This window comes from Paraglaciecola hydrolytica (assembly GCF_001565895.1).
GTDB classification, from domain to species: Bacteria; Pseudomonadota; Gammaproteobacteria; order Enterobacterales; family Alteromonadaceae; genus Paraglaciecola; species Paraglaciecola hydrolytica.
Genome location: NZ_LSNE01000005.1, coordinates 1 through 26,538 on the forward strand (window position 1 = coordinate 1; position 26,538 = coordinate 26,538).

The window sequence follows — 26,538 nt, forward strand, 5'->3', positions numbered from 1 at the left end:
GTACAGATATTTTGCAAAGCTTCGTTGACATCAGCGTGAGCATTGCCAGCAACGATGAAAGAAGCGGCGGCTAAAGCGATAGAAGTTTTAACGATTTTCAACATGGTCAAATTCCTCAGGGATTAAAATTAAGTAGGTTTAGTTTGGAAGCGAAGCTGGTTTAGGTTTGCCGCGTTTCGATGGGATTATTAAACAACAGAGGAAGTGATTTGAAAATCTACCAACTAATACTTAGGTATGGTTTGTAATAATTAATCATGAGATTAGTGTGGCTGAGTCCCCTAATATTAAAGGGTTGTGATTGTTTTTAAGACTAAAAAAAAGAGGCTCAAATGAGCCTCTTTCCACTTAAAAAATTTAATTTATTACTTAAGTGCTTGGCTTAAATAGGCATTAAAGGCTTTTTGATTTGCTTGTTTAAGGGCTAAACATTGCTCTGATTTTTGTAGTGAAATATCAAAACTGCGGGCCATGCCTTCAACCTTATCTTTACGCTGTGCATAAAAATCACGACTTAGGGCGATATCATGCACACTACAGGAGTTAGATGCATACTCTGGTAAGCGGGTAGCATGGTAAGCCGGTATTTTAGCGATTAAAGCCTCAAAATTGAGTTTTAACCATACATATAAGTCGTCATCGTTATCCTGCATGTTGGCCGCTCTGGCAATAAAACTAATGACGTGGGCGGGACCGACTGCGTCAGACATGGCAAAATCCAGAGTGTTATGCACGTTTTCACTTTGTGGAAACATCATCGCTGCACCTAAAGTGCCTTGCACGTTGGCATCGGTATTGTTGATATACGTCTTTTTGAGGGTTTCAAACCACAGTTTATCACCGTTACGTACTGCGTTTCGCAAAGCCACTACTGCAATACCCTTGGGTACACTAGTAGGATCAGCTAAATATTGTTTGGCTAATACTAAACTTGCTTCTTTGACTTTAGGGTCATTTGAGTAACGACCTAACACGCCATAAACTGCATTTCGTAGGCGACTGATATCAGCACTGTCTGATTCTTGTTCTTGTAAACCTAAACGGGTGAACCAACTTAATAACTTACTGTTGGCAAACTGACCAAAGATGGCCTCATTACTTTTGTCTACTAGATAGTTTAGTTCAGTCAATGAAGCAACCACTGAACTGCCAACGATAGGATCTTGGTCGGCAGACAAAACATCTAATACTTGCATATATTCTATTAGTTCTATTTCACCTGCGGCAAATAGCGCATCGGTGTTGTACAGCAGGTTTTTACGCTCACGCACGTTTAACGCAGTAATGTCCTCAAGTAGGGCTGTCAATTGTGCTGCCGGTATCTTCCAACGCAGATATCCCATAGCGTTATCATTAGGGTAAATCCAATCCGCTTCAGCTAACTCAGCTACTGAGGTGGTGGCATCTTTAAGAAATAATTGTGTACGTTTTATCTGGCCATTTTTTTTGTAGCTAATGGCTAAGGGGATGGTCCACGTTTGCGCTGTTACTTCTGCACCTAACAAATGATAACGGCGTTGTTTGATCTCGCCACTTTGAGCAAACTCAACTAAGGGATAAGCCGGTTGCTCTAAATAAGTCTTCATCATCCCTGGCACATCAAAATCAGCCACACTTGAGAGTACTTGCCATAAATCATCGGCTTGTGCATTGCCCCAAGCATTATTTTTCATATAGTTTTGAATGGCTTGTTGAAAGGCTTTTTCACCCACTAAAGACTCAATCAGTTTTAACACCGACTCACCTTTACTGTAGTTTAGGCCCAAACCATCCATTACATCGCTTGAGTTTCTTACCACTTTTTTGACGGGTTTAACGGTTGGGCTGGCATCAGCGCTAAACGCTGATTCTTGCACTAATCTGGCTTGATAGTTTTGTTCAGGATATAAGTCCATCATGACTTTTGAAGCCATCCATGAAGCAAAAGCTTCATTCAACCATAAGTCATCCCACCAGGCCATCGTCACTAGGTTGCCGTACCACATATGGGCAAGCTCATGGGCAATAACGTTTAAGGTGCTGGATTGTTCATTTAAACGCGGTTCATCATCTAACAACAATAAACTGCTACGGTAGGTCACTAAACCGGCATTTTCCATGGCGCCATGGGTAAAGTTAGGCACTGCAATAAAATCGAGCTTTTCAAAAGGGTAGGCGCTACCAAAATAGCTTTCTAGTTTGGCTAGAATGCCGGCGGTGTTTTTAGCGGCAAATTTAGTGCGGCTTGCTTGACCTTTAGGTGTATAGATTTTTGCTGGCATCTTAAGATTAGGAATATCAGCGAAATCAAATTCACCTACTGCGTAAGCCACAATATAAGTGGGCATAGCTGGAGTGCGGTTAAATGCGACAGTCTGCCAACCATCTTTAACACTGCGTGTTTTAACTAAGGTATTAGACAGTACAGTGTGTTTTTCTGGCGCTTTGATAGTTAACTGAAAAGGGATTTTAAACGAAGGCTCATCAAAACTTGGAAATGCCCGTCTGGCGTGCATATCTTCAAACTGGGTAAAGATATAGTTGTTATCTTCAAATTTAGATAAATACATACCATCTGAAGTGGTATTTACCTTGCCCTTAAATTTGATATGTAATTGATATTGCTTAGCTTTGATCGATGTTGGCGCATTAGCACGTTGAATATCATAAGCATGAGAGCTGACAGTTAAGGGAATAGACTTATCCCCATCAATTAATGTTACTTTTTCGATATCTAGCTCTAATTGATAGAACTCAATATGGTCGGTGGTTTCCGTCACCGTGATATCAATAGTGGTATCACCACTAAACTCATCTTTATCAGGATCGATAGTTAAATTTATTTGTTGAAAACTCGGCTTTATTTTGTCTGAAAGTCGGTAGTTTATATCTTGTGCTATAGCGGTAGCTGAATAGAGTAGAAACAGCGTTAGCCAAATGCAGGCACGTTTAAACAGCATAGGGTGTCCTTTAGTGGATTTACAAAAGAGCCGAACAGTAATTTAATCGAATTTAAATGCAAGTTTAAAAGCGTTAATAAGTATGTCGACTTTGGCAAGAAAGGCTGACATACCAGTGATATGGAAAAAGCAAAACTGGTATGTCAAAAGTAGAGATTAAGAAACGTTAGGGAATTGATAATCTTCAAAAGTCTTGCGTAGGGCAAGTTTGTTTAGTTTACCGGTAGCGGTATGGGGTAACTCAGTAACAAATACTACATCATCAGGTAAAGACCATTTGTGTAAAGTGGGCGTGAGATAAGCAATGACTTCTTGGCTGCTTAGGCTTGCTCCTGGTTTGAGTACCACCACTAATAAAGGTCGTTCTGTCCATTTAGGATGATAACGGCCAATGGCTGCTGCTTCGGCAATCATGGGATGACTGACAGCGGCATTTTCGATTTCAATGGAACTGACCCATTCACCACCGGATTTAATTACATCTTTGGTTCGATCGGTAATCTGCATAAAACCATTTGCATCAATGGTGGCCACATCACCTGTATCAAACCAACCATGTTCGTCTACTGGGCAACCTTCAGATCCCGGCTCTTGTGACAGACCATAATAGCCACTGGCTACCCATGGGCCTCGCACTTTTAGGGCACCAAAAGCCACTCCATCCCAAGGTAATTCTTGATTATTGTCATCGACAATGCGCATTTGAATGCCAAACACACCACGGCCTTGTTTGCATTGCAAATCAACCATCTCAGTATCTGATAAGTCAGTCATATCCCGTTTTAAACAAAATACTGTACCTAGTGGGCTAGTTTCTGTCATGCCCCAGCCTTGAACCACTTTAGTACCATAAGTAAGAAAACGTTCAATGATAGTACGAGGACATGCGGCACCCCCTACGGTTACGCGAGTCAGTTTACTCAGAGTGGTTTTAGATTGGTCGAGATAATTTAACAATGCTAACCAAATGGTAGGAACACCAGAACTATACGTCACACCTTCACTTTCAATAAGGGTTTGTAACGTTGCCCCGTCAGCCATCTTGGGTCCGGGCATCACCATTTTAGAGCCCGCCATGATAGAGCCATAGGGAATGCCCCAAGCATTAACATGAAACATAGGTACGACTGGCATACAGGTTTCTTTGGTTGATGCATTGGTTACATCGGGTAATGAGCCAGCCAGTGCGTGTAATAAGGTAGATCGGTGGCTATAAACTACGCCTTTGGGATTACCCGTGGTACCCGAGGTATAACACATGCCACTGGCGGTGTTTTCATCAAATTGTGGCCAGTCAAATTGATCACTTTGGGTGGCTAATAATTCTTCGTAACACTTAACATTAGTGAGTGTGGTTTGCGGCATATGGGCTTTGTCGGTTAATACGACGATATGCTCGACTTCACTCAGGTGAGCCTTTAACGCTTCAATGAGTGGCATGACTAACAAATCCACAAACAATACTTTGTCTTGGGCATGTTTAATAATGTATACAATCTGCTCAGGGAACAGTTTTGGATTGATGGTATGGCATACCATGCCACTGCCAGACACCCCATAATACAGCTCTAAATGACGATAATCATTCCAGGCTAAAGTACCGATACGATCACCAAATTTTGCACCAAGCAGAGGTAATACATTGGCAAGTTGCCGTGAACGGCTAGCAAAATCTTTATAGGTGTAGCGATGTAAAGGATTGTCTGCGGTGACAGATACAATTTCACTTTCAGGAAAGTTGCGTTCAGCGTGAACGAGTATGGAAGAAATCATTAATTGCGAATTCATCATCAAGGCTTGCATGGTAATAGTCCTTTGTTATTAGTTATGTACTGTTTTCTAGTTGTTTAAGATATTTGGCTCAGCATTTACTGAGCCTAAAGATAGTCGACTTAAAAATTTATGCCTTACCACGCAGACACACCTCCATCTACGGCAATAGTTTGACCATTCATATAAGAATTACCGGGGGATAACATCAGTAGCATGGTATTAACGATTTCTTGTGGTTGAGCCAAACGTTTCATCGGCGTTCCGCGCGCCAACTGGGCCTGACTTTCAGGTGTATCAAAATCCTTTAAAATGGCAGTAGGACTAAAAAAAGGACAGATAGCGTTACAGCGAATGCCTTTTTTGGCATATTCCACCGCAGCGGTTTTGGTTAAACCAGCGACTGCATGTTTGGCCGCGGCATAGGCGCCAACTTTGGGAGCTCCACCAATACCCGCCATAGAACTGACATTTAAGATATGCCCTGAACCCTGACTCAACATGGCGGCTATTTGATATTTCATACCAAACAGCACACCTTTAACATTAATGTCCCACTGTTTGTCCAAGATTTCTTCGCTTAACAAATGCAACGGGGTCATATCATGTGCCACCCCTGCATTATTAACCGCTATATCGACCCGACCAAAATGTTGTATGGCACTATCTACCATGGCTTTACAGTCGTTTTCATTCGCCACATCACAGCGTTGACTGATAATTTGCGCTGCTTTGTCGCCAGCCATCTCAAGGGTGTGAGCCAAATTATTTTCATCTATATCGCTGATAACCAAACGACATCCACGTTTCACTAAACCCAGTGTCAATAAACGGCCAAAACCACTGCCTGCACCGGTTATCAGGGCTACTTGGCCGCTAAAATCGAGTAATTCATCCATTTTTTCGTCCTGTTATTAAGATCTGTTATTTATTGTGTGCAGATGGGATTGGCTTGCATAAAATCCAGCAGCACTTTAGTTAAAGCTTGTGGCTGATCTTCTTGTAAAAAATGCCCACCATTAATAATGGTTGTATGGTGCTGTCCCTGACAGCCCGGGATTAACTTTTGCATAATGTCATCACCTCCGGCGGTAACGGGGTCGCTATCACTAAAAGCGGTAATAAAGGGTTTATTAAAACGTTGCAGTACTTGCCATGCCTTTCTATTGGCCGCAGTGGCGGGATCGTTTGGAGTTGCAGGCACTAATAAAGGGAACTGCCGAACACCGGCTTTATAACTTTCATCAGGAAAAGGAGCGTTATAGGCGGCTAAGGTACTTTCACTCAAGCTCGTCGTGGTCGCACCTTTAATGATGCCTGCAACTGGAAATATCTCTACCTGTTGAGAAAAATCCTTCCATTTATGAAACGCCTCAGGGAGAGCATGATCACCAGTAGGTAACATAGTATTGGCGGCCAATACTCTGGCAAACAAATCAGGATGCTCTGCGACTAAACGTAAACCAATTAATCCGCCCCAATCCTGACAAACTAAGGTTATTTCACTTAATTTAAGCGTTAACAACAAGGCTCTGATCCAATCAACATGAGTTTGATAAGTGTAGGCACCTTGCTCGGTCGGTTTGTCAGATTTACCAAAACCGATCAAATCTGGCGCAATTACTCTATAGCCTGCATCTACTACCGGCGTAATCATATGGCGATAAAGATAACTCCAGCTCGGTTCGCCATGCAGCATTAAGACTACTTCACCGTCTTTTGGGCCTTCATCTACATAATGTAAGTTAAGTTCGCCACCGGCATTATCGCTGACCTGTATAAAGTGCTCAGCAAAAGGATAATCAACAAGATTGGCGAAACAGTTTTGAGGTGTGCTTAAAAATTCCAAAATAGCCCTTAATGTGAATTACTTGTAAATAATATGTTGATTGCCTAGAACATCAAAAGCTCTAACTAAAGTCAACTTGTGTAGATTGATAAAACAATATGAATTTAATGAATAGATTGGCCAGATTGGAAGACTGAGCCTTATAACTCAGCATTATAGGTCAACATAAAACCAATAAATTTGGATGATTGGGTTCACTGACCTAGTATCTAATCACTAAAATTGTTTGGTATAGAGAGCGTGATGAAACAAAATTCAATGGAAGCAGTGGATTACGAGTTGCAAAAACAAAGTGATGGTAGTCAATTAGCATTAGTTTTTATGCAAAATCCGCCGGTAAATGCCTTATCTAAAGCGGTACGTATCGGTTTAATTGCCAACATCAAGCAAGCGCTGGCTGATGAATCTGTTAAAGCTATCGTGATCTCGTCTAAACAATCTTTGTTTTCAGGTGGCGCTGATATAAGCGAATTTGCCAGCGGTGACTTTGAACCACCATTGCCAGCAGTGTTAGATCTAATCGAAAATGCAGCTAAACCTATTATCGCTGTACTTAACGGCCCCGCCTTTGGTGGCGGTTTAGAAGTCGCATTGGCTTGCCACTATCGAGTGACCTTTGCAGCTAACAAAGTAGGTTTGCCTGAAGTGAATCTTGGCATATTACCTGGTGCCGGTGGCACCCAACGTTTACCTCGTTTAGCTGGTGTGGCTCAGGCCTTGGATATGATAGTCAGTGGGCGGCCAGTTGCTGCCAGTAAACTAAGCGGTGTTTTTGATTTAGTGGTCGCTGATCCCGCGCAATTGTTCAGTGAATCATTGACCTTTTGTCAAAAAGTAGTAGCTGAAGGAGCTGTCGTTCGTCGCACTTGTGATATCACCATCGATGCGTCTACGGCACACGCTGAATTATTTGCTCAATTCCGCCTAAGCATTGCCAAACAAGCGCGAGGTTTTTTTGCCCCTGAGCGCTGTATTCAAGCGGTAGAAGCGTCGGTTGCCTTACCTTTTGTACAAGGTTTACAACGTGAAGGTGAATTGTTTCTAGAATGTATGCAATCTAAAGAGGCTCGCGCTCAGCAGCATTTCTTTTTTGCCGAGCGCGCGGCATCCCACGTCAAAGATTACGATAAAACTACCCCCGTCAGAGACATTCAAAAAGTCGGCATTATCGGTGCCGGCACCATGGGCGGTGGCATTGCCATGAACTTTGCCAACGCAGGTCTTCCTGTCACCGTGCTGGAATTAAAACAAGAAGCACTGGACAAAGGTTTGGCGCTGATCAGGCGCAATTATGAAAGCTCAGCTAAAAAAGGCAAATTAACAGCCGCGCAAGTTGAACAGCGCATGGCCTTATTACAAGGTACTACCGATTACGCCAATTTGGCTGATGTGGATTTGGTCATCGAAGCTGTATTTGAAAAAATGGAAGTTAAACACGAGGTGTTTAAAACACTGGATAAGGTGTGTAAGCCTGGTGCTATTCTCGCGTCTAATACCTCTACTTTGGATCTTAATGAAATCGCCTCAGCCACTAAACGGCCGCAAGATGTAATAGGCATGCACTTTTTCAGTCCTGCCAATGTGATGAAATTGCTCGAAGTTGTAAAAGGCGAACACTCATCACCTGAAGTGATCAAAACCGTGATGCAGTTGGCTAAAAAAATCAATAAAGTTGCGGTATTGGTAGGGGTATGTTTTGGTTTTGTCGGTAACCGTATGATTGAGTCTTATGGCCGCGAAGCCAACCGTTTGATGCTCGAAGGCGTTAAACCCGAACAACTTGATCAGGTGATTTACGATTTTGGACTACCCATGGGGCCTTTTACTATGGGTGATATGGCTGGGCAAGACATTGGTTATTTTGTGCGTCAGTCACGCCAAGAATTTATTCAGCATGATCCAAGTTACTGCATCTTGGCCGACAAGTTGGTTGAACAAGGTCGGGTTGGACTTAAAGCCGGCAAGGGGGTTTATCTGTATGCACAAGGCAGTCGCACTCCAATTCCTGACCCAGAGGTGCTGGAACTCGCCAAACAAGAGGCACAACGCCTTGGCATCAAACAACGTGAAATCAGCGATCAAGAGATGTTAGAACGCATTATATTCCCTTTGATCAATGAAGGAGCTTTGATCCTAGAAGAGGGTATTGCTGCCAAATCCAGCGATATCGATGTGATCTACGTTTATGGTTATGGCTTTCCGGTTTATCGCGGTGGCCCCATGCAGTACGCCGATGAAATTGGTTTAAAAACCATATACGACGCTATGTGTAAATATCGTGATGAATTGGGCGAATATGGCCAGCATTGGTTCCAGCCAGCGCCTTTACTGAAAAAACTCGCCGCACAAGGTAAACGTTTTGCAGACTTGTAAAAACTGCTAGCAAAGCCAGTTTACTAAATTAGATTAGATTAATTTTTGCCCCCTAAGCTAGTGGGCGTGAAGCATAGAGAGTAAATAGTATGAAAAAAGCCGTTATTGTATCTACCGCCAGAACACCCGTAGGCCGCGCTTATAAAGGCGCCTTTAATAATTTAGAAATGCCTAGTTTAGGCGGTCACGCTATTCGTGAAGCGGTAAGACGTTCTGGTGTTGATCCTGCCAGTATTGATGATGTCATCATGGGCAGCGCCTTAACGCAGGGCAGTGGAAGTATGAATATTGCCCGTTTAGCCGCCTTAGCAGCTGACTTGCCAGTAACTGTTGGCGGTATGACTTTGGATAGGCAATGTAGCTCAGGCATGTATGCTATTGCGACAGCAGCAAAACATATCATTACCGATAACGTGCCGATTATGGTGGCGGGTGGGTTGGACTCTATCAGCCTAGTGCAAAACAAAAATATGAATATGCATAAAGTGGTTGATCCAGCCTTAGTCAAAAAACACAAAGACATCTATATGCCCATGTTACAAACCGCTGAAATTGTGGCTAAGCGCTACGGTATTAGCCGCGATGCGCAAGATGAATATGCACTGCAAAGTCAAATGCGTACCGCCGCAGGCCAAGCTACAGGTAAATTTGACGACGAAATTATTCCAGTTACTGCCACTCAGGTGGTATTTAACAAAGAAACCAAAGAAGAAAGTTTTCAGCAAATTACTTTAAGCAAAGACGAAGGTAACCGTGCCGATACAACGCTAGCAGGCTTACAGGGACTTAAACCGGTAATCGAAGGTGGTTGTATTACCGCTGGTAATGCCAGTCAGTTATCTGATGGTGCTTCAGCCAGCGTTTTGATGGATAGCAAACTAGCAGAAAAAATGAATTTATCACCTTTAGGTGCCTACCGTGGTATCGCAGTTGCCGGTTGTGAGCCCGATGAGATGGGCATAGGTCCCGTGTTTGCCATTCCTAAACTACTCAAACAGCACGGCCTGAAAATGAGCGATATCGGTTTGTGGGAGCTCAACGAAGCCTTTGCCGTGCAAGTATTGTATTGCCGCGACAAACTGGGTATCCCAGATGAATTGCTTAACGTCAACGGTGGTGCTATTTCTATCGGTCATCCTTATGGCATGAGTGGCGCGCGTATGGTTGGTCATGCATTAATTGAAGGCAAACGTCGCGGAGCCAAATATGTTGTCTGTACCATGTGTATTGGCGGAGGCATGGGCGCTGCGGGTTTATTTGAAGTTTTCTAAAAACAGCGATGGACATCGTTTGTAGGAGCTGCTTTAGCTGCGAACCTTTTCTCGTAGCTCGTAGCTCGAAACTCGCCGCTAAGACTGCGAGTAAATATAAAAAATTTAAGAGGTAGGTAAAGTATGCAAGGTTATAAAGCGCCACAAAAAGACGCATTGTTTGTCATGAACGAATTGCTTGGATTTGACAAGCATTATGCTGACCTGGGATTTGAAGATGCTTCACCTGATATGGTCGAGGCCATTTTTTCAGAAGCCGCCAAATTTACTGAAAATGTGCTAGCACCAATAAATGCTAGCGGAGATGAGGAAGGCTGCGTATGGAAGGATGGTGTGGTCACTACTCCAACTGGGTTTAAAGAAGCTTATCAACAATACGTCGATGGTGGTTGGCCGTCAATGACTCATCCAGAAGAGTTTGGTGGTCAGGCTCTACCTTATTCACTCGGTACTATTATGGCTGAATGGTTTTCTGGCGCCAACCACAGCTGGGCCATGTATCCTGGTTTGAGCCATGGTTGTATGGAAACTATCAAAGCTCATGGTACAGCAGAGCTTAAAACTCAGTTTTTACCTAATCTAGTCTCGGGACTATGGACAGGTACTATGTGTTTAACTGAGGCTCACTGCGGTTCTGACTTAGGTATGCTTAAAACTAAAGCCGTGCCTAATGCCGATGGCTCTTACAACTTAACCGGCACCAAGATTTTTATCTCAGCGGGTGAACACGACTTATCAGACAACATTGTACATATAGTGATAGCTCGTTTACCTGATGCACCGGCTGGTACTAAAGGTATTTCGCTGTTTGTAGTACCTAAGTTTCATGCAGGTCCCAACGGGGAAAAACTCGAGCGCAATGCAGTAAGCTGTGGCTCCATTGAACATAAGATGGGTATTAAGGCCAGTGCTACCTGCGTGATCAATTTTGATGGTGCCAAAGGCTATTTAATTGGCACTGAAAACCGCGGTTTGAACTGCATGTTCACCTTTATGAATATGGCACGAGTAGGCACTTCACTTGAAGGTTTAGCCGCAACCGAAGCAGCTTTTCAAGGTGCCTTGGTCTATGCCAAAGATCGCCTGCAATTCCGCTCAGTATCTGGGGTTAAAAACCCCAGTGGTCCAGCCGATCCGATTATTAATCACCCTGATGTACGTCGCATGTTACTTACGCAAAAAGCCTTTCGCGAAGGTAAACGTGCCATGGCCATGTACTGTATGCAGTTGGTTGACTATGGTTTGTATGCCCAAAATGAGCAAAATAAAAAAATAACGGAAGGTAAACTGGCCTTATTAACCCCCATTTTAAAAGCCTTTTTGACTGAAACTGCCCAAGAAACCACTAGTTACGGTATGCAAGTATTTGGTGGTCATGGTTACATTAAAGAGTGGGGCATGGAGCAACTCGCCCGTGATACCCGTATCTGTACTATGTACGAAGGCACCACAGGTATTCAGGCTATCGATTTATTAGCCCGTAAAGTAGCGGGCTCTAACGGCGAGTTACTCAAGTTGTTTATCCAAGAAATCAAAGAGTACTGTCTGAGCATTCGTGATAAAAGTCAGTTTAACGCTTGGTCAAATACCATCAATAAACATTGTGACGAATGGGCGCAAATTACGGGTGACATCCTGCAACGTGCCGCCACTAATCCCGAAGAGCTAGGCGCCGCCTCCGTGGATTATTTGATGTACTCAGGTTATGTCACAGTGGGTTATTTCTGGCTGAAAATGGCGGTTGTCGCCCAAGAAAAACTGGATGCCGGTGACTTTTCTCAAACCGTAGGCGGTGACAAAGACTTCTACCAAGCTAAATTACTTACCGCCAAATTTTATTTTGATCGTTTATTAACTCGTACTCGTTCATTGGTATCCGCCATGGAATCGGGCGCAGAAAACTTAATGGATATGCCAGAAGAGCTGTTTTATTTGGGATAGATTTACCATTGTAAGTTGCGGATTTAGGCTGTCATATCGCGCGTTTGACGGCTTATTTCCCAATCTACCTAATGTATCTGAATTCAGAATAGACTTAGCAATAAATCGCAGGCATTAAAAAACCGCAAGTACTCAGAAAGCATTGCGGTCCAGGGATAAAAACGACAGTTCACTACGCTGTCATTTTATAGGACGCATTCTATCGCTAAAAAGTTTAATTTTTATGTCAAAAATGTTGATTAGTTGTTTATATCTCATTCCTAAAAGAAATTAAGCCTGAGCAATCGCTAATAAAAATGGCTGCAAATAAGGCCGTTTTTAACTAATGGTAATCAAACTATGCGAGTAAAATCGATTAAGCCTGAGACGCATTCAGTTTGTTAAGTGTGTCTGAAAGGCTTTTTAATAAAGCCTGATTTTTACTCACCACCGTATTGATTTCACTAGCAGAGCTACCAGCTTTAGAGGCCAGATTACGTACTTCATCGGCTACTACTGAAAAGCCTCGACCAGCTTCACCTGCGCGAGCAGCTTCTATGGCGGCATTAAGCGCCAGTAAGTTGGTTTGTTCAGCGATAGCGTTAATACTCGATACCATATTGTTGATATTTTTACCCGATGATTGGAGTTCTTGCATCACTTGTTCACTGGTTTGCACTACGGCTAAGCGTTCCGTTATGTTAGTGCCATACATAATAATTTTTGCGATTTCGCCATAAGGTTTTTTTACTGAGCTAAAAGTTGCCGCGATGGCGATAGTGCGATTGGCACATTTAATGTGTATCGTTGCACTGATACTTTTGCTTTGGAGCAACTCTTCTTTTTGCGAAGGACTTAGATAACTTTCCCAGTTTTTAATGCCCGTGCGAAACTGCTCAACTTTAATGCCAAGGGCGGTATTACAATAATCATTAAGCTCTAATAGTTTGCCACCTTTATCCCATTCCATCATTAAGTTGGATTGGCTAATGGCGTTAAAGCGGGTTTCAAATTCCATTGCAGTAGATTTAACCTTGCTGATATCAGCCAAAATAGCGATAAATCCTTTGATTTGGCCTTTGTCATCCAAAACTGGGTTACTGGTGATGGATATCCACAACGACGAGTTATCGTTACGGTATATTTCTATTTCGTCGTAAAAGGCGCGTGGCGCATCGAGTTCAGCCTCAATACGCTGCTTGGTTTGTTGATCAGTTTTTGGTCCGACTAAAAAATCTTTAGGTCGATTTCCCATAACAATATCGGCACTGAAGCCTGTCATGCGAACAAACCCTTGATTAACGTATTGAATTTCACGTTGGGCATTGGTAATGATTACCGAGTTGTCGGTTTCATTGGCAACCATAGAGAGTAGTTCAAATTGAGCTCGTTGGTTGACATCATCAGTGATGTCATTAGCAAATTTAACGATTTTCATCACTTGGCCATCCGGCGCTTTAATCGGATTGTAAGTGGCATGGATCCATACAATCTTATTACCTTTGGCGATGCGTTTGAACTCTGCGGTCTGATATTCACCATTGCGTAATTTGCGCCAAAAGGCTTGATAGGCATCACTAGCAGCTTCCTGAGGCTCAATAAATATTTTGTGATGCTGACCTACCACCTCATTGCGCTGATAACCCATTAATTTTAGAAAGTTACTATTGGCTTCGAGGATTTTACCTTGCACATCAAATTCAATGACTGCCTGCGAGCGGTTAATGGCTTGTAGCTGGGACTTAAAATTGGCTTTTTCCAATACTTGTTGGGTAACATCAGAAGCAAATTTAATAATGCGATGTACCTTGCCACGACGATATATTGGGGTATATGAAGCTTGGATCCAAACTGGTTTGCCATTTTTAGTTAAACGTTTAAATTCAGCGGTTTGAGGGCGTCCGTCACGCAGTTGCCGCCAGAAAGATTGATAGTCAGCATCAGAAATAGTACTACTATCAACAAACATTCGGTGATGTTTACCCACCACCTCATTGAGCTTATAACCCATTAAATCAAGGAAGTTGTCGTTGGCACTTTCAATGTAGCCATCTAATGTAAATTGGATCACCGCTTGGGTGTCATTGATCGCTTTGACGATATTATCTGCGTTAGAATGTATGCCGAACATACTGATACTTCTCCTTTTTAAGTGTCTATCAACTGTAGTTAGAGCCTTGTAAAATGCAAAGTAATAAGCCTATTAAAGTGCTTTTAGTGGGCTGCTTTTTTGCTATTTATAGTAATGAATACAAGCTGTTATAGTTCTAAGCTAGTGAACGGCAAGTCAGTGTTGGAATTAAAATGAGGAATACATGGCCAAAGGACAAATAAAATTAAATAAGGGGTCAAAGGGGCAAAACCGTAAAGGCAGTGAGGCTTTTATCGATAAATACCGCAATAAAACCGATGTACTGCAATGTGCCAGTGGTTTGTTGTACCGAGTGATTGACTTAGGCGAAGGCGCTTCACCCAATCTTCAAAGTGAAGTATTAGTACATCAACGTATTCTGAATTTTGATGGCAGTGTCATCGCCGATACTTACAAAACGGGCATTGCTGACCGTTTTAGTGTCAAAGAAGCAATAGCCGGTTTGCAAGAGGGCTTATTGTTAATGTCATTAGGCGCACGGTACGAATTTGTCGTACCACCAGAATTAGCGTGGGGGAAACGTGGAGTAGGTAACAAGATAGGGCCTAATGCCGTATTGCAGTTTGATGTGCGTTTAGTCGACATAGTTTAATGTTTGCTGCTAAAAATAGGGTTTGGTTTGGACTTTAACCTAACCCAAACACTTTTATTTAGTCTTTGCTTCTATAGGTACCATGATGTGCACCAGAGGTGTGTTGTCCCACATCACGTATGGTCCTCCTGCATATGGATCGCGAGGTAATCCAACCAGCATGTCTACGGATGGCATTAACATCATCAAATGTGGACCTTCTTGTATCCATACACCACCGTCGTTAGGATCGGTCGCTGCTGGGTTATCGTTATTCACCAAAGCATCGCCCTGCATCATATAAGAAACACCAATAACATCGGTTGAAAATTCACTACCATTCTTGGCTGCATGCATCCATTTCATCCAAACCTTGTCATTGCACATTGGATGTTTATCACCAGGAATAAGCCCTATACCAGGCAAGCATGTCCAGGCATTACTACCTTTACGTAATATAGTTCCATCTACGTCCATAATAGTTGCCGCTGCTGAAATATCCTCAGGGGCAGCGGACATTGCTCGCTTAATTTTACTGTTGGCTGATTCTTTTTCTGCGGCATAAATGTTGGAGCTTAGACAAATGTTGATTACAAAAAGCGTCCACAATAGGGGAGGACTTTGTTTTATTTTCATATAAATTACCTTTTCATTTTTGATTGAGCGTCAATGCCATAGTCCTCCTCATCCTTTAATACTTGTGGGGTTTAACATTTAAACGACGATTTTAAATTAATATGCAAGTGCAGCTGCCTTGATGACGAATTGAAATGTCAATTCGAACCTAAAGCCTAGTCCTTGATAGACAATTGTGCTAATTAAAATGCTTAATTGCTCATTGCATCTAATCGGCATGACAATTAAATAGTGGTATTTATTTTATGAGTTTTAAATGGGGTTTGTGCACAATATAGGCTTGTCGAAAAAGACTGAAATATTCCTCAAGTGCAGTAGCGGCAATATTGTCGTCAACCATTTTTAATATTTCAATCGCGACTTCAGCGGTGCACAGCTGATGTAAGTGCGCAGCTTCCCTTAATTGATAATTTGAACCACTAATTGGCTGAATACCAAGAACTGGAAATTGCGCTAGATAGGCACTTTTAAACATTTTTTTAGCTTCGCGCCAAGTGCCGTCTAACATCACAAATAAAGGTTTTTTACCTTGAGTTAGGGTATTTAACGCAGTTTGTGTCGTAATACAACGTGATTCTTCGGCATATTGCTGAGGAAAAACCACTATAGGTGCGTATTGGGGATCGTTTAGTAAGGCCAGTAATTGAGGATCAAACTCGGTACGTTGCCATAAAAAGGCATGATTATCTTTAACGACATCGGCAATGATTCGCCCAGTATTGCTTGGCTTAAAGCATTCCCCTTGATACATAATAAAACACATCGCACTGTGACTGCTAATGTGGGGGCGGTGTTGGCAGATGCATTCGCTTTTGGGTACTAAACAATGTTCACAACGAACGACTTTCGTTCCTCGAGCATTAAAAGATCGGGTTGATTTAGCGAGCTCTGTTGCCCTTAAAATAAGGACAGAATTAGGATGTGGCAAGTTTAACTACTCTGAATTAAGGGGCGTTAGATTACCTTAAAATGACGCTTTTGGCTTTAAGCTAATTAAGGATATGATGGTAATCAGTCAGCTAATTTTATATTGTTATATAACAAAAGCTTAAAGTGTCATTTCGGTTCGAAGTACATCGATTTTGCTGAAGTCTATTTTGCTGAAGAGCATAAAAAGAGGGAACCATGAAAACAGCTCTAATATTATCTGGTGGTGGCGCACGTGGTGCGTATCAGGTAGGAGTGTTAAAAGCCATTGCTCAACTGTTACCACGTTCTGATGTTAATCCTTTTCAAATTATATGTGGCACTTCATCTGGCGCCATTAATGCGGCAAAAGTGGCGACCGAGGCCGACGATTTTCACTCTGCCATAAAAGGTTTGGAAGATATTTGGTCGAACTTAAGCTCGGACCAAATCCATAAGGTGGGTTATTTTGACATCATAAAAAGTATCTTAAAGATAGTGATGTCGTTTTTTCATAGTGGTATTGCTAAAGGCGAATCACTTTCTCTGTTTAACAACCAGCCTTTATATAATTTGCTCAAACGCAGCATCGATATTGCCAGGCTCGATAAAATGATCCATCAAGAACATCTGCATGCCTTGTCGATCAGTGCTTTAGGATATTCGTCTGGGCAAAACATCAGTTTTTTTCAGGGCCACGAGAGCCTAAAGTTTTGGCGGCGTAGTCGGCGTATTGGCGCTAAAACCATACTAGAACACAAACATTTAATGGCATCTTTAGCCTTGCCCGCTTTATTTCCGGCGGTACCGATCAATCGGGAGTATTTTGGTGACGGTGCGTTACGCCAATCTGCGCCCATGAGTTCTGCCTTGCATTTGGGCGCTGACAAACTATTAGTGATCGGTGTGAGTGGGACATCTGAAACGGTGGATGAACGCACAGTTACCGAACATTCGCCCACTATTGCTCAGGTGTTAGGTAATTTACTCAACAGTGCGTTTATTGATGCCTTAGAAGAAGATGTGCAGATGTTAGAGCGGTTTAATAAGTTGGCTAGTTACCTTAGTGTTGAACAGCAAGTAGAGATGCAAATTCGTCCTGTTGAGTTGCTGGTCATTAAACCTAAAGTTAAATTTGATCAGCTAGCAACAGATTATGCTCGTGATTTGCCCAGATCTATGCGCTTTTTACTGTCAATGATTGGTGCTAATAAAAAGGGTGGTGGTTCCAGTTTGGCCAGTTACATTCTGTTTGAAAAACATTATTGTCAGGCTTTGATTAATAGTGGCTATGAAGATGCCATGGCTCAAGCAGAGGAAATACGCCAGTTTGTAGGAGTATGTGAATTGTAGTTTTGATAGACTTTGACTTTACAATTGCTCTGGCTATGTATGTGATATTGCAGAAGTCCATAAAACAGCCGATAAAAATCTACCGATGACTGTTATCGAACAATAACAATCGGATTTGATACCTTAGCGAATTTGGTGTAATTTGCGCCGCCTTTTGTCAAACATGCTGCATATTGCTGAAATAAACCGCAAAAGTGCGCCGTTTTAATCGAAATGTATGTTTAACCTAGTACCTTGAGTTGACTTATATTAACACGTGACAATGCTACTGCTTCAGTGAGTTCACAGGATGCGAAGTGCCTTAAACAGGCACTATTAGGAAATAGAAATAGGAATTAGCTATGAATGAAGTATCAGCCGAAGAGTTTTTAGCTTTAAATAAAATGCTGCCAGAACAACGTTTTGATTATGCCTTGGCACAAATGATTGAAAAACAATATTTGTGGGGCCTGTATGGCAAAGATGGTTGGGTCATGCTTAAGGCGGATGATGACAGTTGTATCCCCATTTGGCCTCATCATGAATTTGCTACTGCTTGGGTTAAAAATGATTTTCCTGATTGTCAGCCTAAACAAATTGAGTTTAGCGAATGGTTTAATACTTGGTTACCTGGCATGAAAAATAACAATACGCTGATATTAGTCTTTCCTTTGGGAGATGACGAAGAAGGGATCATGTTAGAAGCAGAAGAAATGCTGACGTGTATAGAAGAAGATTTAGCCGAGCATAAACCAGAAGAATAAGCCCTGTATGTCGGGATTTATTGGTTTAGGCGATAAACAAGCTCAAATACGCGTTTATATGGCTAATCGTCCGTCTTTTGTTTTTGTCCAAGCTCAAGATGCTGTTAGTGCCTTGCAGTTAGGGGAGATTGCCGCGGTAGGGCAGGCTTGTGGTAACGGCTGGCGTAAGGTCTTTAACGTTTATGCCAAGCTGCTGTTTGCCCTTAACGACGAACTGCCAACTAGCTTGTATTGTCGTGAATTTGCAAGTTGGCAGGTGTATCGAGATAAGCGTTTGCTGCAAGCTGATTCTAATACTGCCTTGGTTTTTAGTGGCTATCAGCCGACACCAGCCAAGCATAATAATATTCATATTGTGATGGGGCGAACTTACGCTAGTAGTTTAAAACTACCTACCAGTATGCAATGGTTGGATAAGGAGTTTGCTATTGATGTTGATCATCAATTGATTGTCTGCCCCTATTTTGATTATCGGCAGTTGTCTAATATAAAAATTATCCGTTTAGTGGATTTACTTAAACAGATATACCCAAGCAAGCTGAATCCTACATCTTAAGGTTGTTTGGGTATAAACCCTTGCCTATCTGCCGCAGTTTGACAACAATTGCCTTTATTAAAAATAAGATCAATTTGAATTTATGATTGAAAATCCCCTGAGGGCTTTGTTTCCGCAATTCACTCAAGCAAACCCTGTTGTGTATCTCGATAGTGCGGCAACAAGCCACAAACCTCAGTCGGTGATTGATAGAACGACAGAATTCTATACTGCTGAAAATAGCAACGTACATCGCTCCAGCCATCAAATGGCGGCACACACCACTGCGCAGTTTGAAGCGGTTCGTAAACAAGTGCAGCAGTTTATCGGTGCTGCGAACAGCAAAGAAATTATTTGGACCAAAGGTACAACCGAAAGTATCAACTTAGTGGCTGCCTGTTTAACGGCCCAGCAGCTTAAGCCTGGCAGTGAATTATTGGTATCAGGCTTAGAACATCATGCTAATTTGGTGCCTTGGCAGCAGGTGGCTCAACGTTTTTCTCTTAGTTTAAAAATCATGCCTGTCGATAAACAGGGCAGATTAGAACTTAATCAGGCTTTACGTTTGATCAATACAAACACTGCGCTGGTGGCGATTGCCCAGGTATCTAATGCCTTGGGTAATATAAATCCAATAGCAGCCATTATTGCTAAAGCCAAAACCGTTGGAGCCTTAACCTTGGTTGATGGCGCTCAGGCTGTGGCGCATCTAAAAGTTAATGTACAGGACTTAGGCTGTGATTTTTATGTCTTTAGTGGCCATAAAATGTATGGTCCGACTGGCATTGGCGTGTTGTATGGCAAACAAACTTTATTAGAAAGTCTGCCGCCTTATCAGTTTGGCGGTGAAATGATCGAACACGTCAGTTATCAGCACAGTTCATTTCAAACCTTACCCTATAAATATGAGGCTGGCACACCCAATATTGCCGGTGTGATGGGCTTAGGTGCTGCGCTGAATTTTATGCATGAGCATCGAGATGTAATTGATGACATAGAAAATCAACTCTATCGCTACTTAATTAATGGTCTGTCACAGATCTCTGGGCTGCGTTTATGGGGAGAAGTTGACAACAGTGTGGCTGTGCAGTCTTTTACTGTTGAAGGATTAAGCCAGCAGGATCTGGTGATTTTGTTAAACCAGCAAAATATTGCGATTCGCGCTGGGCATCATTGTGCCATGCCACTGATGCAAACACTCGGCATTGAGGGTACTTTAAGAGTGTCGCTGGCCTGTTATAACACCTTTGACGAAATTGATTATTTTCTGCAGGCCTTAAAATCAGCGATTACACAGTTAAGCACTACGCCAATGCAAGTAAAAAGTGGGGCGTTCGAACCAATCAATGTCAGTGAAACTACTACAGTTAAGCCACTGGCTAGCCAGATAAAAGCCGCACGAGGCTGGGATCAAGTGTATCGTCAGATCATGTTGGCTGGCAGAGATTTGGGTCGTTTGCCAGATACGTTAAAAAGCGCTGAGTATCAGGTTTTTGGCTGTGAAAGTCAGGTTTGGCTTAAGTGTGAGTTACACAATAACCAGCTCAGTTTACAAGGTGATTCACCGAGTAAAATAGTGAGGGGGTTGCTGGCGATTATTTTCGAAGTCTTAGTAGAGCAAACACCTGAGCAAATAATGCAGTTTAAGCTTAATGAGTATTTGGCAGACTTGGGATTAGCTCACCATTTAAGTCAATCACGGGGTAATGGTTTAATGGCTGTGGTGGAAAAAATCAATCATTTTTGCGAAACTCATCTTATCTAACAGACTTACCTTGGTACATACCTTGCAGTTTTAACCTTAATGGTCTGGCATAGCGCTTTTGGTGTTTAGCTCAATCACAAATTTTGGAGAATTGAAATGTACCGAATAACCTTGAGTGCTTATCTGGCCTTGCTCTGCTTAAGTTTTCCCTTAGTAAGTCAGGCGCAAGAGTCGCCCATTAAAGTCAAAGTATTTATCGCCGCGATGTTTGAAATTGGTGCAAACGCGGGTGATAAGGCGGGGGAGTTTCAATTTTGGTATGAGCGTTATTTCAGTAATAGCCAGGCGATTGCGGTAAAAGGCGCTTTAAATCCAGTCTATTGCAATAAAAACGGTATTTGTGGCTCCGTGTTAGGCATGGGCAAAGTGGGCTCTGCTGCGTCCATGCAGGCTATTGTGTTAAACGCTCAGTTTGATATGAGCCAAAGCTATTTTATTATCAGTGGGGTAGGAGGCACACCTCCTGCTAAAGGAACTATTGGAGATGTGAACTGGGCAACTTGGGTGCTGGACTATGATCTAGGACATCGCTGGAAACCAGAAGAAGGGCTGCAAGGTAAACCTACTTTTATGCCACGCAAAGGCTATGAAAGCATCCGCCGTTATCAGCTCAATCCCGCTTTAGTCAAATGGGCCATGGCCTTGAGTCAAGGGCAAAGCCTAAAAGATTCTCCTGCAGCACAAACCTATCGGCAGCGTTATCCTCAAGCGGCGGCACGGCGTTTACCTAAAGTAACCAGCGGCACTCATATGACGGGAGATACCTTTTTTCATGGCCCTGGCTTATCACAAGAAGCGCAATATATTGCTCAGTCGTATCAAGCTGATGATTATATGATCACTGAAATGGAAGCTGCCGCAATCGCTCAAGTACTGAACAGGACTGTGGGCGTGCAACGTATGGTAAGTTTACGTGGGGCGGTAAATTTTGATCAGGGTAATCCTAATGAAACAACCTTAGAACATCTTGATCCAGCTCCTGGCCAAACGGCGGGTGGATTTGCTGAAACGGTGGAAAACATAGTGATTGTTGGGGGAGCATTGGTGGATCATATCGTCAAACATTGGGATCTCTGGCAACAGAACATCCCCGCTTTAACTCAAAGATAAGGTCGTCATCCCATTTAGGATGACGATTATTACTTAAGATTGTGATGTTTTATGTGGTTGACGGGCAGGGCGTTGTGGCCGTTTGGCTTGATGACCCGCGCGATTTTCGCCAGAACGTTGGCCATCTCTATGATCGGGTTTTGGTCTTTTCGGTTTATTGGGTTTGATTGGGCGTGTGTCTAAACGTGATTCAGGTAGCGCATTAACTGGCTCAAATCCCGCTAACGTTTGACGTTTTATCACTTGTTTCGTGAATCTTTCAATATCTGCCAATAAACCAAATTCATCACTCGCCACAAAAGAAATGGCTTGGCCACTGGCGCCTGCACGACCTGTGCGACCAATGCGATGCACATAATCTTCCGACACATTAGGTAAATCATAGTTCACAACTTGCGGTAGTTGGTCAATATCCAAACCACGAGCGGCAATATCAGTAGCAACTAAAGCCACAACCTTACCTTGTTTAAAGTCAGCTAATGCTTTAGTACGAGCACCTTGGCTTTTATTACCATGGATTGCCGCAGCAGAGATGTTTTTGCCTTCGAGCTGTTTAACAATGCGGTTAGCGCCATGTTTAGTGCGACTGAAGACTAAGACTTGTTGCCAGTTTTGCTCTTTAATGAGTTTAACTAACATGTTGGTTTTTTGGGTTTTATCTACTGGATAGACCCACTGTTCCACTGATTCAACTGTAGTATTGGCAGGTGATACCGATATTTGGGTTGGGTTTTGCACTAAACCTTGGGCTAACTTACGAATATCGTCAGAAAATGTTGCCGAAAACATCAGGGTTTGACGTTTAGTAGGCAGTAATTTTATGATTTTTTTGATGTCGTGAATAAAACCCATATCCAACATACGATCCGCTTCATCTAATACCAGGATTTCAAGCTGATTAAATTTCACCGCATTTTGATTATACAGATCCAACAAACGGCCGGGGGTCGCAATTAATACATCCACGCCTTTGCGTAGTTTTAACATTTGTGGATTGATACCCACTCCGCCAAAAACTATCGCAGAGCGCAAGGGTAAGTCTTTGCCATAGGCAGCCACACTTTCGCCTACCTGGGCAGCAAGTTCACGAGTGGGCGTTAAAATTAGGGCTCTGGCTTGATTGGGAGACGCTGGTTTACCTTTACTTAATAATTGCAGAATAGGTAAGGTAAATCCGGCCGTTTTGCCGGTTCCTGTTTGTGCCGCCGCCATCACATCTTTACCTTGCAATACGGCAGGTATGGCTTGTAGTTGTATGGGCGAGGGGGTGTCATAGCCTTTGGCTAGTACGGCAGAAAGTATTTCAGGTGAAAGGCCTAATTCGGCAAAACTCATAGAATTATCTCAGTATAAATAGGGTAAATATCAAACAAGCAGCGCTGCTGCGCTAAGTGCTAAAAAGTGAGTTGGATATTGTCGTGTGGCAATACCTGCAACGGTATATAGGACAATAGTCATAAAAAACCGCAAATGCCTGAACATTTGCGGTTTTATTTAAGGTCAATTATTAATTGTCAGAAGTAGGGCGGGTTGCTGGCGCAGCAACAGCTTGAGCTGCACTGCTAAAAGTAGCGGTTTTACCCGATATTTTTATAGCGGCTCTGGCCGTATTGGCAACTGAAGAAATGTTAACTTCAGTAAACTCTTCTTCAATCGCGACAGGTCTTGCCATTGGTGCAGAAGCTACTACACGTTTTGCTGCAGGTGTTGCAGCAACGGGTGCAGGTTTTGCCGCCGCTTTAGCTTTAGGCTCTGGCACTATTTTATTAACAGCTTCAACAATAACGTCAGCTACTACTTCAGCTTGTGGTTGAGTTGCTGCCACTACAGGTGCTTCGACAGCTACATCTGCTACAACGGCAGGCTCTACTGCTTTAGGTGCTGCTTCAGTGACTACTTCTGCGGATTGTTTTGCTGCTACTGGCTCTGCGGCTAGTTCAAGTGAAACTTGCGCTGGTTCAGCAGCTGATGACGATTCTGCGACAACCGCTGGCTGTGCTGATTCGCTTGTAGTTTGTGCCGCTGGTGCATCAAACTGTAACTCGTCTTGTTTCACAACAGGCTCCGCGCTTGTTGCTTCTACCGCATTTTTATCTTCGTTGTCTTTACGACGTTTCTGTCCGGCTGCACGAATATGGCGCGGAGAACGACGACTACGGGCACGGGTATTACCATCTTCTGCATCTGTTGCTGAATTTTCAGTTTCAGTTGTTGCAGCTAAGTTGTCATTGCTGATTTCTGCGCTGGCGTCAGCAACTGTCGCAGTTGTCGATTTTTCACTGTTTTCAACAACTACTGCCTGAGTGGCTACCGCTGCCGTCTCAATAACCGCTGTTTGTTCAACAACACTGTTCGTCGATTCGGCATTAACCCTTACCGCTTTTTCAGTATCTGGCTTTTTATCGGCCTGAGCGACTTTAGTTGCGGTTGTATCCTGCGGTTTATCTGCTTCAACACGCACACTTCGACGATTATCACGACGTTTACGTCTTTCAGCTACATGCTCTTTTTTCACCGGCTGACTTGGCTTGTTGTCAGCTTGCGGCTCTACTACCTTATCAACGGCTGAAACGTTAGAGGTTTCTTCGCGACGTGGCTTATTACGCTTATCATCACGTCTAGGCTTACGTTCATTACGATTAGGCTGAGTATTAGTATCTCTTTCAGGCTTGTCTGCTTGCTCACCGCGTTCGTTACGATCTTTGCGATCAAACTGTTTACCGCGACCACGCTCATTACGGTTGTTGCGGTTATTGCGCTGACCTTGATTGCGACTATGAGTATTTTTAGCAGGAACTTCAGTCTGCTCAGTAGTTTTGAATAAACCACTCAACCACTTAGATACTTTAGCTAATAATGATTCACTGCTGGCTTCGGTTTTATCCGCCGTGACGGCAGGGGTATTGCTCGGTTTGTCAGGCGAAACTAGGCTTTGTAAAGCCGGTTGTTCGCGGGTAATTGGTGCTACAACTGTACGATCAGCTACTGTTTCTTCGACTTCAACCAAGGGTAGGTTATAGCTCATTTCATGTTGTATATCATCTGGACGACGACGGACTAAATTGAAGTGAGGCGTTTCTAACTTAGGATTAGGAATAATGATTAACTGTACACCGTGGCGTTTCTCAATAGCGGCCACAGAGCGACGTTTTTCGTTTAACAAATAAGTAGCAACGTTAACCGGCAACTGGGCTTCAATTTGACCAGTATTATCTTTAATGCTCTCTTCTTCCATGATACGTAACACAGAAAGCGCAAGTGATTCAGTGCCACGTACTGTGCCATGGCCAGAACAACGAGGACATACGTTATGGGCAGAATCACCCAAAGACGGACGTAAACGCTGACGTGACATTTCCATCAAACCAAAACGTGAGATACGTCCAAGTTGAACGCGAGCTCTGTCATGTTTTACGGCATCTTTAAGACGGTTTTCTACTTCACGTTGGTGACGTACTGGAGTCATATCGATAAAGTCGATAACTACTAAACCACCTAAGTCGCGTAAACGTAGTTGTCTGGCAACTTCATCCGCGGCTTCAAGGTTGGTATTAAAAGCGGTTTCTTCGATGTCACTACCTTTAGTTGCACGGGCAGAGTTGATATCGATAGAGGTTAATGCTTCAGTCGGATCAATAACAATTGAGCCACCTGATGGCAAACGCACTTCGCGTTGGAAGGCTGATTCTATCTGGCTTTCAATCTGGTAATGGCTGAACAATGGCACTTCACCACGATACAGTTTTACACGATTAGCGAAGTCAGGACGCATCTGTTGTACGTGTTTAAGCGCGCGCTCATGTACGTCTGCTTGGTCAATTAAAATTTCACCAATATCACGACGTAAGTAGTCACGCAAAGCACGTACTACTACATCACTTTCTTGATGGATAAGAAAAGGAGCAGGACGTGAGTCAGCGATTTCTTTAATACGTGCCCAACCAGAAACTAAATAGTCAAGGTCGTAAGACAGTTCTTCAGGAGACTTACCTACTCCTGCAGTACGGACGATTAAGCCCATACCATCAGGTAATTCTAAACCATTTAAAGCGTCTTTTAGATCAGTACGTTCATCGCCTTCGATCCGACGAGAAATGCCGCCAGCACGCGGATTGTTTGGCATCAGTACTAAATAACTACCCGCTAAACTGATAAAAGTAGTCAGGGCTGCGCCTTTTTGACCACGTTCTTCTTTATCAATTTGGATGATGACCTGATGGCCTTCTTTGATGACGTCTTTGATATTAGGACGGCCATCAAATTTATAACCTTGAGGGAAATATTCACGGGCAATTTCTTTTAGCGGTAAAAAACCATGACGGTCTGCGCCATAATCAACAAAAGCAGCTTCTAGGCTGGGTTCTACGCGGGTAATAGTACCTTTATATATGTTGGATTTTTTTTGCTCGTGTCCGGGACTTTCGATATCTAGGTCATAAAGTTTTTGACCATCTACAAGTGCAACGCGCAGCTCTTCTTGCTGGGTTGCATTGATTAACATTCTTTTCATTGTTTATTAGCTCGGTAAAGTACCGACCGCAATAGATAAAAGACGTGCAGGGTGATGTGACAATTTTGTTATGCAGCCTCACGACTGTATGCGTATTTTAAGTTTATTAATCGCTTAAGTGTTTTAGTCATTATT

Annotated in this window: 18 protein-coding genes and 2 pseudogenes; 9 read left to right on the forward strand and 11 right to left on the reverse strand. The window is 42.9% G+C overall.

Annotation, left to right across the window (positions count from 1 at the left end; genetic code table 11):
* The 5 genes and pseudogenes from AX660_RS23740 to AX660_RS08080 all read right to left on the reverse strand — a co-directional run.
* Positions 1 to 104 (reverse strand): annotated as a pseudogene (locus tag AX660_RS23740) (DUF3718 domain-containing protein); the annotation flags it as partial.
* A 261-nt stretch (positions 105 to 365) separates the two neighbouring features.
* Positions 366 to 2,939: a M1 family metallopeptidase gene (locus AX660_RS08065; RefSeq protein WP_068375375.1), complete on the reverse strand. Its 2,574-nt coding sequence runs from the start codon at positions 2,937 to 2,939 to the stop codon at positions 366 to 368.
* Positions 2,940 to 3,095: 156 nt separating this feature from the next.
* Positions 3,096 to 4,742: a long-chain-fatty-acid--CoA ligase gene (locus AX660_RS08070; protein ID WP_068375378.1), complete on the reverse strand. Its 1,647-nt coding sequence runs from the start codon at positions 4,740 to 4,742 to the stop codon at positions 3,096 to 3,098.
* A gap of 104 nt (positions 4,743 to 4,846) precedes the next feature.
* Positions 4,847 to 5,608 carry an SDR family NAD(P)-dependent oxidoreductase gene (locus tag AX660_RS08075; RefSeq protein ID WP_068375381.1) on the reverse strand — a complete coding sequence of 254 codons (762 nt, stop codon included), beginning with the start codon at positions 5,606 to 5,608 and terminating at the stop codon, positions 4,847 to 4,849.
* 29 nt (positions 5,609 to 5,637) lie between these two features.
* A complete protein-coding gene (locus tag AX660_RS08080) occupies positions 5,638 to 6,558 on the reverse strand; it encodes a haloalkane dehalogenase (protein ID WP_068375384.1) in 921 nt (306 codons plus the stop codon).
* Positions 6,559 to 6,801: 243 nt separating this feature from the next.
* Here AX660_RS08080 and AX660_RS08085 point away from each other — a divergent pair, with 243 nt between their 5' ends.
* The 3 genes from AX660_RS08085 to AX660_RS08095 all read left to right on the forward strand — a co-directional run bounded on the left by AX660_RS08085 (position 6,802) and on the right by AX660_RS08095 (position 12,143).
* Entirely contained in the window at positions 6,802 to 8,931 is a 2,130-nt protein-coding gene (locus tag AX660_RS08085; protein ID WP_068375387.1) for a 3-hydroxyacyl-CoA dehydrogenase NAD-binding domain-containing protein, read from the forward strand.
* 89 nt (positions 8,932 to 9,020) lie between these two features.
* Positions 9,021 to 10,202: an acetyl-CoA C-acyltransferase gene (locus AX660_RS08090; protein ID WP_068375390.1), complete on the forward strand. Its 1,182-nt coding sequence runs from the start codon at positions 9,021 to 9,023 to the stop codon at positions 10,200 to 10,202.
* Between the two features lie 123 nt (positions 10,203 to 10,325).
* The gene (locus AX660_RS08095) at positions 10,326 to 12,143 is read left to right on the forward strand and encodes an acyl-CoA dehydrogenase C-terminal domain-containing protein (RefSeq protein ID WP_068375394.1); all 1,818 of its coding nucleotides are present in this window, start codon (positions 10,326 to 10,328) and stop codon (positions 12,141 to 12,143) included.
* A 355-nt stretch (positions 12,144 to 12,498) separates the two neighbouring features.
* Here the strand turns inward: AX660_RS08095 and AX660_RS23690 are convergent, their stop codons facing one another.
* Positions 12,499 to 13,140: a methyl-accepting chemotaxis protein gene (locus AX660_RS23690; protein WP_407669384.1), complete on the reverse strand. Its 642-nt coding sequence runs from the start codon at positions 13,138 to 13,140 to the stop codon at positions 12,499 to 12,501.
* Positions 13,141 to 13,152: 12 nt separating this feature from the next.
* Positions 13,153 to 14,253, reverse strand: a pseudogene (locus tag AX660_RS23695) (PAS domain-containing protein); the annotation flags it as partial.
* 184 nt (positions 14,254 to 14,437) lie between these two features.
* Here AX660_RS23695 and AX660_RS08105 point away from each other — a divergent pair.
* Entirely contained in the window at positions 14,438 to 14,866 is a 429-nt protein-coding gene (locus AX660_RS08105) for an FKBP-type peptidyl-prolyl cis-trans isomerase (RefSeq protein WP_068375400.1), read from the forward strand.
* A 54-nt stretch (positions 14,867 to 14,920) separates the two neighbouring features.
* Here the strand turns inward: AX660_RS08105 and AX660_RS08110 are convergent, their stop codons facing one another.
* Both AX660_RS08110 and AX660_RS08115 read right to left on the reverse strand, forming a co-directional pair.
* Complete coding sequence (locus AX660_RS08110; RefSeq protein WP_201027428.1) at positions 14,921 to 15,481, reverse strand: hypothetical protein; 561 nt, start codon at positions 15,479 to 15,481, stop codon at positions 14,921 to 14,923.
* A gap of 238 nt (positions 15,482 to 15,719) precedes the next feature.
* Positions 15,720 to 16,409: a tRNA-uridine aminocarboxypropyltransferase gene (locus AX660_RS08115; protein ID WP_068375403.1), complete on the reverse strand. Its 690-nt coding sequence runs from the start codon at positions 16,407 to 16,409 to the stop codon at positions 15,720 to 15,722.
* 197 nt (positions 16,410 to 16,606) lie between these two features.
* Between AX660_RS08115 and AX660_RS08120 the strand changes: the two genes are divergently transcribed.
* From AX660_RS08120 to AX660_RS08140, 5 genes are all read left to right on the forward strand, one after another.
* On the forward strand, positions 16,607 to 17,740 hold the full coding sequence (locus AX660_RS08120; RefSeq protein WP_068375406.1) for a patatin-like phospholipase family protein: 1,134 nt from the start codon (positions 16,607 to 16,609) through the stop codon (positions 17,738 to 17,740).
* Between the two features lie 341 nt (positions 17,741 to 18,081).
* The gene (locus tag AX660_RS08125) at positions 18,082 to 18,483 is read left to right on the forward strand and encodes a DUF2750 domain-containing protein (RefSeq protein ID WP_068375409.1); all 402 of its coding nucleotides are present in this window, start codon (positions 18,082 to 18,084) and stop codon (positions 18,481 to 18,483) included.
* A gap of 7 nt (positions 18,484 to 18,490) precedes the next feature.
* Complete coding sequence (locus AX660_RS08130) at positions 18,491 to 19,039, forward strand: DUF6942 family protein (RefSeq protein WP_068375412.1); 549 nt, start codon at positions 18,491 to 18,493, stop codon at positions 19,037 to 19,039.
* A gap of 82 nt (positions 19,040 to 19,121) precedes the next feature.
* The gene (locus tag AX660_RS08135; RefSeq protein ID WP_068375413.1) at positions 19,122 to 20,783 is read left to right on the forward strand and encodes a SufS family cysteine desulfurase; all 1,662 of its coding nucleotides are present in this window, start codon (positions 19,122 to 19,124) and stop codon (positions 20,781 to 20,783) included.
* 96 nt (positions 20,784 to 20,879) lie between these two features.
* Complete coding sequence (locus tag AX660_RS08140) at positions 20,880 to 21,893, forward strand: purine-nucleoside phosphorylase (protein WP_068375416.1); 1,014 nt, start codon at positions 20,880 to 20,882, stop codon at positions 21,891 to 21,893.
* A gap of 33 nt (positions 21,894 to 21,926) precedes the next feature.
* Here AX660_RS08140 and AX660_RS08145 read toward each other — a convergent pair whose 3' ends face one another.
* Together AX660_RS08145 and rne are read right to left on the reverse strand one after the other, a co-directional pair.
* The gene (locus AX660_RS08145) at positions 21,927 to 23,228 is read right to left on the reverse strand and encodes a DEAD/DEAH box helicase (RefSeq protein ID WP_068375420.1); all 1,302 of its coding nucleotides are present in this window, start codon (positions 23,226 to 23,228) and stop codon (positions 21,927 to 21,929) included.
* A gap of 172 nt (positions 23,229 to 23,400) precedes the next feature.
* Positions 23,401 to 26,394, reverse strand: coding sequence for a ribonuclease E (gene rne / locus AX660_RS08150; RefSeq protein WP_068376928.1), 2,994 nt, complete (start codon positions 26,392 to 26,394; stop codon positions 23,401 to 23,403).
* Positions 26,395 to 26,538: the final 144 nt, after the last annotated feature.